The organism is Saccharibacillus qingshengii, assembly GCF_013185195.1.
Lineage (GTDB): Bacteria > Bacillota > Bacilli > Paenibacillales > Paenibacillaceae > Saccharibacillus > Saccharibacillus qingshengii.
Map to the genome: position 1 here is coordinate 42,394 of NZ_JAAZWC010000031.1, position 9,883 is coordinate 52,276.

11 protein-coding genes are annotated in these 9,883 nt (G+C 55.3%); 7 read left to right on the top strand and 4 right to left on the bottom strand.

Going from position 1 to position 9,883, the window contains the following annotated elements; all coding sequences use genetic code 11:
• Positions 1-18: 18 nt before the first annotated feature.
• Positions 19-1,692: an ABC transporter substrate-binding protein gene (locus HRQ60_RS20195; RefSeq protein ID WP_172199433.1), complete on the bottom strand. Its 1,674-nt coding sequence runs from the start codon at positions 1,690-1,692 to the stop codon at positions 19-21.
• Positions 1,693-2,217: 525 nt separating this feature from the next.
• On the opposite strand from HRQ60_RS20195, the gene HRQ60_RS20200 reads away from it, so the two are divergent.
• Positions 2,218-2,475, top strand: coding sequence for a hypothetical protein (locus tag HRQ60_RS20200; protein ID WP_172199436.1), 258 nt, complete (start codon positions 2,218-2,220; stop codon positions 2,473-2,475).
• Positions 2,476-2,607: 132 nt separating this feature from the next.
• Positions 2,608-3,321, top strand: a complete 714-nt coding sequence (locus tag HRQ60_RS20205; RefSeq protein ID WP_172199439.1) for a hypothetical protein — start codon at positions 2,608-2,610, stop codon at positions 3,319-3,321.
• A 29-nt stretch (positions 3,322-3,350) separates the two neighbouring features.
• Here HRQ60_RS20205 and HRQ60_RS20210 read toward each other — a convergent pair whose 3' ends face one another.
• Positions 3,351-4,520 (bottom strand): NAD(P)/FAD-dependent oxidoreductase, encoded by a 1,170-nt coding sequence (locus HRQ60_RS20210; protein WP_172199442.1) that lies wholly within the window; start codon positions 4,518-4,520, stop codon positions 3,351-3,353.
• A 300-nt stretch (positions 4,521-4,820) separates the two neighbouring features.
• Here HRQ60_RS20210 and HRQ60_RS20215 point away from each other — a divergent pair, with 300 nt between their 5' ends.
• The gene (locus tag HRQ60_RS20215) at positions 4,821-5,147 is read left to right on the top strand and encodes a hypothetical protein (RefSeq protein ID WP_172199445.1); all 327 of its coding nucleotides are present in this window, start codon (positions 4,821-4,823) and stop codon (positions 5,145-5,147) included.
• Between the two features lie 101 nt (positions 5,148-5,248).
• On the opposite strand, the gene HRQ60_RS20220 is transcribed toward HRQ60_RS20215, so the two are convergent.
• Complete coding sequence (locus HRQ60_RS20220; RefSeq protein WP_172199449.1) at positions 5,249-5,692, bottom strand: hypothetical protein; 444 nt, start codon at positions 5,690-5,692, stop codon at positions 5,249-5,251.
• A 152-nt stretch (positions 5,693-5,844) separates the two neighbouring features.
• On the opposite strand from HRQ60_RS20220, the gene HRQ60_RS20225 reads away from it, so the two are divergent.
• The 4 genes from HRQ60_RS20225 to HRQ60_RS20240 all read left to right on the top strand — a co-directional run bounded on the left by HRQ60_RS20225 (position 5,845) and on the right by HRQ60_RS20240 (position 9,104).
• Positions 5,845-6,189, top strand: a complete 345-nt coding sequence (locus tag HRQ60_RS20225) for a hypothetical protein (protein ID WP_172199452.1) — start codon at positions 5,845-5,847, stop codon at positions 6,187-6,189.
• 126 nt (positions 6,190-6,315) lie between these two features.
• Positions 6,316-7,542 carry an FAD-dependent monooxygenase gene (locus tag HRQ60_RS20230; protein ID WP_172199455.1) on the top strand — a complete coding sequence of 409 codons (1,227 nt, stop codon included), beginning with the start codon at positions 6,316-6,318 and terminating at the stop codon, positions 7,540-7,542.
• Between the two features lie 46 nt (positions 7,543-7,588).
• On the top strand, positions 7,589-7,933 hold the full coding sequence (locus HRQ60_RS20235; RefSeq protein ID WP_172199458.1) for a hypothetical protein: 345 nt from the start codon (positions 7,589-7,591) through the stop codon (positions 7,931-7,933).
• A gap of 661 nt (positions 7,934-8,594) precedes the next feature.
• Positions 8,595-9,104: a hypothetical protein gene (locus tag HRQ60_RS20240; RefSeq protein WP_172199461.1), complete on the top strand. Its 510-nt coding sequence runs from the start codon at positions 8,595-8,597 to the stop codon at positions 9,102-9,104.
• Between the two features lie 573 nt (positions 9,105-9,677).
• Here HRQ60_RS20240 and HRQ60_RS23515 read toward each other — a convergent pair.
• On the bottom strand, positions 9,678-9,883 hold a 206-nt coding region (locus tag HRQ60_RS23515), incomplete at its 5' end, for a transposase (RefSeq protein ID WP_425501727.1).

A 9,883-nucleotide genomic window follows, 5' to 3' on the forward strand; every position in this document is an offset into this window, starting at 1 on the left:
TTATGGTTCAGGCCCTGCTTACTGCTGAATCGAAATTTCCGCGTACGGCTCCGAGCCTGTCGGCGACGGAACATACCCTTCCACTTTCTTCGAAGCGGCCAGAAGCGGCGTGGAGTGAACGAGCGGTACCCAAGGCGCGTCGTCGTGCACGATGACCTGCGCTTCTTCGTACAGCTTCGTGCGCTCTGCCTGTTCGGTCTCCTGCTGCGCTTTCACCAGCACTTCGTGCAGCGGATCGCTTGCGTATTGGCTGTAGTTGTTGCCGCCAATGGAGTCTTTGTCGAGCAGCGGGTAGAAGAAGTTGTCTGGGTCGCCGTTGTCGCCCGTCCAGCCGATGATAAACAGATCGTCTTTCTCGCCTTTGCTCAGGTCGTCGAGGTAAGTCGCCCATTCCGGCGATTCGATATTGACCGTTACCCCGATCTCCGCGAAGCTGGCTTGAATGACTTCGGCGACTTTGCGGCCGTCCGGCATATAAGGACGGGATACCGGCATCGCATAGAAGGTCAGCGGCTGCTCGATGCCGTTCGCGTAACCGGCATCGGCCAGCAGCTTCTTGGCTTGTGCCAGATCGTACGGGTAATCTTCGATGGTGTCGTTATAGCCCCACAGGGACGGCGGAATCGGGTTCTTGGCCGGTTCGGCTTGTCCCGCGAAGAACGCGTCCACGATCCCCTGCTTGTCGACCGCGTGGCTGAGCGCGATCCGGACTTTCGGATCGTCGAACGGCTTCTTCGTGACGTTGAAGCCGAGATACGCCACGTTGAACGGAGGACGGTTGAACTTCTGCAGGTCCGGGTTGCTTTCCAGCGTCGCCAGATCGTCCGGGCTGAGATCTTCCATCATGTCGATCTCGCCGTTCTGCAGAGCGTTGAAGCGGGCCGTGTTGTCCGGGATCGAACGCACGATAACCGAATCGACCTTCGGCAGACCTTCCTGCCAGTATTCCGGGTTCTTCTCAAGCGTAATGGAATCGCTTCTCTTCCATTCCTTGAAGACGAACGGGCCGGTTCCGACCGGGTTCGCTTTGAAATCGGCACCCGATTTCTCAACAGCGGCCGGGCTTGCGATCGAGAATGGAGGCATGGCCAGATTCTGCAGGAAAGGAGCCTGCGGCTGGTTCAGTACGAATACGACCGTCGAAGGATCCGAAGCCGTTACGCTCTTGATGACGCGGGCTTCTTCCGGTCCGAACATGGAATCGTAGTAGTCGAACGAATCGCCTTCGAACTTGAACTTGCTCTTCGTATCGTTCCAGCGGGTGAAGTTGAAGACCACCGCGTCGGCATTAAAGTCGGTACCGTCATGGAACTTGACGCCTTCACGCAGTTTGAACGTGTACGTCAGGCCGTCGTCCGAGATTTCCCAGCTCTCCGCAAGAGCCGGTTCCACTTCGGTCGTGCCCGCTTTGTAAGCAAGCAGCGGATCGAATACCTGCTGCGCGATCTTCAGCGATTCGCCGTCGGTCACGATCGCCGGGTCCAGCGCGGCCGAATCGCCGCCGCGTCCCACGATCAACGTACCGCCGCTGCCACCGGCGGCAGGATCCGCAGCCGGTTCGGTCGAAGCCGCTTCGCCCGGTTCCGTAGAAGCCGCAGGTTCGGAAGTTCCGCTTCCGCCCCCTCCGCATGCTGCAAGAATCAATACCAGCGACAACATTAGAGTAAACAGCCAACCCATTCTTTTTCTCATCAACCGTACGCTCCCCTCAAGATCGCTTTAATGCCCGTGCACGCAGCCCGCCAAGCCCGACATTTTTTAATTATTATGTATAGGGGATGGTCTTTTCGGTAAGGGCTTCGTATCGAGTGAATTTAACTTACATGAACAGCGGTCGATTCGCAATATTTTTTTCGTTATTTCTTTCTATATGTAAAGTTTCATCACTCAAAGGGGTACAATTTGAAGATTTTTTCCTTCATATAGAGTGTAAAATCGAAACGTTTAGAAAATCTCATAAATTTTTTTTATCGACCTCTGTTCAATTGAAAGCGTAAAACATTCTTTGATAAACGGAGATGTTCACGCTCGGCCGAATCTCCAAATTTTACATTTTCCACAAACAGGATATCTGCCCTAATACCACTTCCCGGCTGCCGAATTCCGCCTTTTTTCATTTGGGACTTCCCAACTCTCCCGCTTCTGCGAACGTTCAATCCATAGATCCCAATCCGTCCAACGAAAAAGGAGGTCTGCCTTCTGCGTCTCACGCAACGCTTGATCGCTGTGGCCGTTCTGCTGCCGAGCGTCTGTGCCCTTTACCTGTTTGTCACTCCTCTCGATATTCGGCTGTACGGTTCCCAGTGGCTGCCCGGTTTCCTGCTTGCCCTGATCGGTTCGGCCTTTGGCCTGCGCTTCCTGTTCCCGCACCGCAAACAGTCTTTTGTATTCCGGATCGCGACATTTTTGTCTCTGGGCATCCTGGCGTTGTATGTGCTGTGGTTGACTCCGATCGCTTATTTGTTTGACACCTAGGCCCATTCGCTGCGCCTCAGGTGTCAACGAAGCAACGATCGCAACGCCAACAAGACCGGAGCACGCTTCGCAAGAAGTCGGACTCCGGTCTGTTTTCTTTTATAGACTCATTACGAACAGGAGGATCTTACGATGAGAAAAAGCAAACCGGCTGCCGTCTATACCCTTATGCCGCTCACCGCTGTGCTCGCCGCATCCCTGTGCCTTGCTGGATGCGCTTCGGAGCGACCGGCTCCGGAAGCTGCGCAGTCTTCGCTCAAGGCCGATTCCCCGGCTTCCGATTCATCGCATACACCGGACGGGGACCGGGCCAAGCCGGATTACGAAGCGCCCAACATCGATCAGAGCCGCGCCCGGCACCGCCGGACATCGAATCCGGTACAGCCCGAATCACCAGATCTCTCCAGAGGTACGCCGGAGCATTGGGTCTATGCCGACACCCACTCGCATCCTTACGAAGGCCAATTGGTTTCTTATCGAATGGACGGGGATCGTCTGGTCAGTCTCGATTTCAAACCGACAGCCGCCCTGATCACCTCTACCAATCCGGCGAACATCATCACGATCGGCAGCGAAAACCTGAACAAGGTCTCGACGTTCCCGGTACGAAACGATCCCGATGAACTGGCTGCATTGGACGATCGGCAGCTGCGGCATCTGAAGGCAGGCGGTCCCTATATCGTTTATCTCGACTCGTGGAGCAGCGGTTCGGATTCTTCTGTTATTGCGACGCAAGTCTCTACCATCTACTACGCCGAAGACGGTGAATTTCACAGTCTGGCCGACGATTCGACGTTCGATATCTGCACCGGCGTCTCCAATGAATGTCTGAAACTGACGAAGTAAGCGGCGGCCTGCTTATTTTCTTCCGCCTGTTATCTTCCGCCCAGCGCTTTCTCCACCGCATAATCGTCCAGCGGCAGATCCGGTTCCAGACCCAGCGCAAGCTTCGCCAGCTGCCGGCCGAGAAACGGGCCCATCGTCAGTCCCGACGCGCCGAGGCCGTTGGCCGTAATCAGTCCTTCCCAGCCGGGAACCCGTCCGATCACGGGCAGAAAGCCCGGCGTAAACGGCCGGAATCCGACCCGCACCTCGCCAAGTTCGCCGCCAGCCAGCCCCGGAGCAAGCTCCAGCCCTTTGTTCAGCACTTCGTGTACGCCGCCCGCCGTGACGCGGATATCGCCCAGCTCCATTTCGTTCTCGTGCGTGGCGCCCACGACCATCCGGCCGTCTTCGAACGCCAGCAGATATTGATCCGTCGGCGGAATGACCACGGGCCACTGCCCGCTGTCCGGCCGATCCGGCATCCGCATATGCAGAATCTGCCCTTTCTGATACGTCACGCGGAAATCCAGGCCCAGCGGCCGCAGCAGCTCCCCCGCCCAGGCGCCCGCGCAGACGATTACCTCGTCCGCTTCCAGCCGCGCGCCGCCGACGGTAACGCCGGCGGCGCGTCTTGGCTGATCACCGTCTGCGCTTGCCGCCGCTTCCGTCTGCGCCGGATGCAGCACCGCTTCGCCTTCGCGCACCGTTACGCCGCCGCGCTGCGCCGCCGACACAAGCGCATCCCGCAGGGCGCGCCCGTCTACCCGGGCCGCTCCGCTTACGCGGACCGCCTGGTAGTCCCCGCCCAGCAGCGGGAACCCTTCCTGTACCTGTTCGCTGCCCAGCACCTCGATCTCTCCGATCTCCGGCGCGTCTTCGCGCCGCTTCACGGCCCGTTCGCGCATCTGCCCGATCTTGGCCGGATCGGAATGCAGACTGAGCGCTCCGACGCGCGCATATCCGGTCTCGCTCTCGCCCAGCCGGTGCAGTTCTTCCGTCAATTCGGCGTAATAACGCGCTCCGCCCCGGGCGAGCCGGTACCAGGCCTGATTGCGCCGCTGCGACAGCCACGGACAGATAATGCCGGCTGCCGCGTCGGTCGCCCGGCCGGGATGCCGGGCGTCGACCAGAGTCACCTGTACGTCCGCACCCAGGCGCGACAAATGGTAAGCCGCCGAAGCCCCGAGAATCCCGGAGCCGACAACAATAATTTTTTTCATGGGATATGATTCCTTTCCGTATCCGTAAATCCGGGTTGTTCAGACCTTCTCCATTCTACCACCCGAAGCCCCCGGATACCGAGAACGGACCCAAAACGTTTCGCTTCGGCGGCGGTCGGGCTTCTTTTTGCGGATATCATATTGTTGGCTAACTGAATTAGATATCCGGTTCTAAGATAAGTCTATCTCTTCGGGCCCTTCTCTCCCAAGACACGTAGGCTTTCCCCCACTTCTGCAGTTCCTCCTCCACGATTGTCGACGATTCGCCATGTATTCCTATCCCAAAGGAGCGATTCCCCTATGTCCACCACGCCCGGTTCCCTGCAGGCCCTGATTGCGCATCCCCTTACCCTCGAACAAATTCTACAGTTCCAAGTGAATAACCGGATCTCTGCCGTGATTCCGATCCGTTTGGACGAAATCTCGACCCTCACTCCCGAAGAACTGTCCGACCATCTCTCGCTTAAGCTCGTCGACAGCGACCTGCTGACGGATGTGCAATACGAACGTGCCGGTATCCAAGACGAAGAGACCGTTCTGCTGCACGTATCCGGAGAGACGACGCTGCTGCTCGAGACGCTGGAGCTGTTGACGACGTATGCGGAAGACGAGGAAGAGTTCGAGTAAAAGGACGGACAGGATCGCATTCATACCGTCTTATAAAAAAGATAAAGCGTCTGCTCCGGTTGATTGGGGCAGACGCTTTTTGGTGTGAAGAAGAGCCACTCTCAGTCCCGCACCCGCACTTTCAACGCATATAAGGCCGAACCTTCCATCCATTCTCCATTGATGCCGTATACATATTCGCCCGGCTGATCCGGGATGTCGAAGCTCGCTTCCGTCGATTCGATCTCCTTAAATTGGGAGGAACCGGTCATCAGCCGTACCCTGATCTTGTCAGGAGCTTCCGGGGCAAAAGACAAAACAATCTTGGAGCCGGCGGGTACGGTTACCGCTTCTTCGTCCGCCATAGACTCCCTCGGCCCTCCGTACGTCATCTCTCCGCCCCAGTTATACGTGGAGATTTCGGTGGGCACATCGACCTCCGAACCGCTTCCGCTGCCTGCGACTGCGCTCAATTCCGGCGGTTCGCGCAGAGGCTCCGGCACGGAGCAGGCGCTCAGGGACAAGGCTGCAAGCAGCAGCGCAGACCCTATGGTTTTCTTGAACATTCGAATCTTATTCACTCCTTCATGACCGGGATCTATCGATTCGTCCGGCTTACCGGTTCTTGTCTAGACGATGGGAGAAAAGGATTTGTAGCCAAAGCAGGGAATTTAGGGGATAAGAAAAAATTTCCGCACTTTATACAAGGAGTACAAAAATGAAAAAGAAGCGTATGCGAGGCGGGCTGTTAATTGTATTGATCCTCGCCTTACTGGGAGCGGCTCTGCTGTACATCGTTCCGGATCAGCAGGAGCAAAATATCGCCGCGGCTTTTGCTTTGCACTATGTCGAAGAACATTACGAAGATCCCGAGGGGTTAAAAGTCTTGGAAACCTGTCACCCTTTCTTCGGAAGCGGCATGCACGAAGTAACCCTGCTGGATGCCAAGCACAATCCTTATTATCTGTACGTCAAAATAGGCCCCCGCCGCTCGCTGACTTCGATCGAAGACAGCACCTCTTACATACGGGACAGGGACTATCAATTTGGCTGTAAGCGGTGATTATTCTAAGCTTCGTTTCACTAACCCGCCTACGGGTAAGGTGTCTCTAACTGCCTCTCTATCTGGCACCCTTTATTCCCGATCCTTTGATCCGTACGCCAGTCCCACATCGAGAGGAGAACGACCATGTCCACACGAACAGTACTCATTTCCGGAGGAAGCATTGCCGGCCTCAGCGCAGCATACTGGTTGAGCCAAGCCGGCTGGACCGTAACCGTTCTCGAACGCGCCGAAGCTTTCCGGGATGGCGGACAAAATATCGACGTACGCGGCCTGGGCCGTGAAGTATTAGCCAAAATGGGACTCGAAGACCAAGTGCGCGCCCAAACGACGACCGAAGAAGGCACCGCGTTCGTCGACGACAAAGGTCGCACCGTCGGGGCTTTCCCGGTCCCGGGGACGGACGGTCTGACCGCCGAGCTGGAGATCCTGCGCGGAGACCTGGCCCGCCTCATTCTGGAGGCGCTTCCGCCTGAAGTCTCGATCCGCTTCGGAGACTGGATCGAGCACGTGCACAACCAGGAGGAGAGCGTCGAAGTCGATCTGCATTCCGGCCAAAAAGAAACCTACGACCTGCTCATCATCGCCGAAGGCGTCCGGTCGAGAACGCGGGACAGCGTGTTCGCAGGCGGCGTCTCCCGGCGCGAACTGGGTCTGAACATCGCTTACGGCACGATCGAACGCACCGCCGAAGACGACCGCTGGTGGCGCTGGTACACGGCTCCGGATCGACGCCAGGTATCGCTGCGCCCGGACAATCAGGGCACGATTCGCGCCATGCTGGCTTTTACGAGCAAAGACCGGAACTTCGCCTCCCTGCCGCCGGACCAGGCCCGCGCCGAACTGCGACGCGTCTTCGAAGGCGCCGGCTGGCAGACGCAGCGCGTCGTCGACGGCTTCGCCACTTCACAGGACGTCTACTTCGACTATTTGACGCAGATCCTGATGACCCGCTGGTCTACAGGCCGGACCTGCGTCATGGGCGACGCCGCCTGGTGCGTCACGCCGATCGGAGGCGGCGGTTCGTCGCTTGCGCTGATCGGCGGATACGTGCTGGCCTCGTTCCTCTCGCAGGCTCCGCCGCAGGAATCCGGTACTCGGCAATCCGGCGACCTGCAGCCTTATCTCGAACAGTATGAGCAGTGGATGCGCCCGCTGATCGACAAAGCCCAGCAGCTGCCTCCCGGAGTGCCCAACCTCGTCTATCCCAAAACCAGAATCGGAGTCGGCACCATCCGCACCCTGATCCGGATCGCCAGCCTCGGCCCCGTCCGCAAAGTCGCTTCCCGCTTCAATCCGGTTGCCAAGAAGCAGCAGGAACTGCCGGAGATTCGGTTGGTGCAGCGGGTTTGAGGTAAGGAGTGGACTTGAGGTGAGGAATGGGAGTTGAAGTTCATTTATGAAAAAAAGTGAAAAATCAGCGGCTGTATTTATCGTTGGCCTGCTGCTGTATGGGGTTATCGAATTCGCCATTTTTATCACAGGCCATGTCGGTTCGTTCAACAGCATCCGACGGGTAATCGCCGATGCTCCTCAACTTGTATGGCGCAGCGAAACTTTGGCTTATGCCGCTACCGAGAACATCCAGGCCGGCGAACTAGAACCTCTTGATCATGAAACTCATGCCGATCTGGTCGTGTACAAACTTGCGACCGCCCCAGATAATCCGCCTTATGTATACGTGTATAAGAGCAGCGGAACTTATTTTAAATATCGGATTCCCAGAGCCGCCTGGTCGATGTGAATTTTGGGTGATAGAATAAGAATAGAAGTGCAGAATACACCCCTTACATCCTAAGCTTACGATCTGAATATGAATTGAAATAAATCTTAGGATTGGAGTTATGCGAATGTTGTACTGGGCATTTCCGGGCTTAAACCCTTTGCTGCCGACCTTTTTACTTTGTCCTTTGCTTGCAATTGTATTTGGTATGGTATGCCGTTATCTCAGATTGAACGCAGTGTGGCCTATTTTACTTAGTCTCCTTCTTCCGGTTCTTTTTATCTTTACTACCTTGCAGACGCTCCAATCCAATATAGGCACTTGGCTGCTATACGGTATCGTCTATGCTCTTCTGTCTTTTGGAGCATACAAGCTTTCTAACCTCGCAAAGAAAACCGCTTAGACCCAGGTCGGCGAATCGGACACAGAAATGTTCTGCTCAACGTAGAACCCTTCTGTGTCCGATTTGTTTTGCAGCTCCAATCCGCTTCACTATAATCACACTACTCAATAATCTCCTGCAGCCAAACCTCGCACAACCTTCTGTCTTCGTACGTCTGTAAGTCCTATTCATAGCAAGGAGAAGCTTCACTGCATTTGGGTAAAATAAGAGTAGACCGACTCATCGGCGAATGGGAACCAGCCTCTGCTCAAATTGATGATTCGGTAAAGGAGAATGACAATGAACAAGAAAATCGGGATCGGTGCTGCGGTATCTCTTTTCATGCTGGGTTTTATCGCGATTTTCTATATACACGGCGCTTCGACAGGCAGCCCCCGGCATTATGCTTTTCATATCGAGACCGAAGATTTCGCGATCCGCAATATCGGCTGGTTCACATACGGGGATTCCGTCTACGTAGACGGTTCGTATTATCTGGAGAGCGAGAAGCCGGATTCGACGTTCGACGGCATCAGTCTCGTCACCCGAATCGACGACGAACCGCTGCTGTCTTTTGCCCAGGCCGACGATCCGTTCCAGCTCCCCGATGCGGCGAACGGTCGGTATCATATGGGAGATCGGGGCAGTATACACAAACCCGGCATCGCACCAGGTGACAACGTGCATATTTGGATCCAGTACAACATCGACGGCATGTCCAAAACCTATCAGCAGACCGTTCCCGTAAGCCAGCTGCAAGCAAGACCGTCCACGACTGCTGAAGTGATCCTGGTGAGCAGCGAGGAATAGGACGACTGATAGGCGGTTGGTCGGTTGTCTCAAGCTAATCCGTATTGAAAAAACGGCTTCATCATTAAGATGGAGCCGTCTATTTTTATTTCAACTTTTCGTTTGATCCCGCCGCTCAAAATGCACATGCAGCCGAACTCCGCAAACCTCCCGCGTCCACCGGTGCAGCAGCTCCTTATGCTCTTCCGCAACTTCAAACGCCAACCGGAACTCCCAATCCGCGAACTCCACCTGACTGCTTTTCGCCCCTGCTGGCCGTCTGAGTGCCGGGCTAATTGCCTGGGTACTGGCTCTCTAACTGAGCTTCCTCGTTCGATTAAAGTAAGAGGAGTATAGTCCATGATTAGATTCTTCGATGAATCTTACTCCCTATACTTATATTTTTTATTCTCTTTATTCGAATCAAGAACCGATAACTGGATCCATCCGTCATCTTCTATATTTACATACTGATACTTGATTTGTGGTTCATCTTGAAACACTACATTCACCGGAAAAGTGGGCATCACACTTATCTTAGCCTCTACACTTTGGATTTTTTCTGAACTAATTCTTTTTTCTTTTGACGGATTGTCAATCCAAGTGCAACAGTTCGTCCTGAAACGATTCATGCGTCGACTTCCAGCCTAAACATTTACGAGGCCGGTTGTTGATGAGATCCAGAGCTCGTCCCAGTTCGGCATCGGTCACCTGCGCAAAATTGTAGCCTTTGGGGAAAAACTCTCGAAGTAGACCATTCGCGTTCTCGTTGGAGCCACGCTGCCAAGACGAGTAGGGAT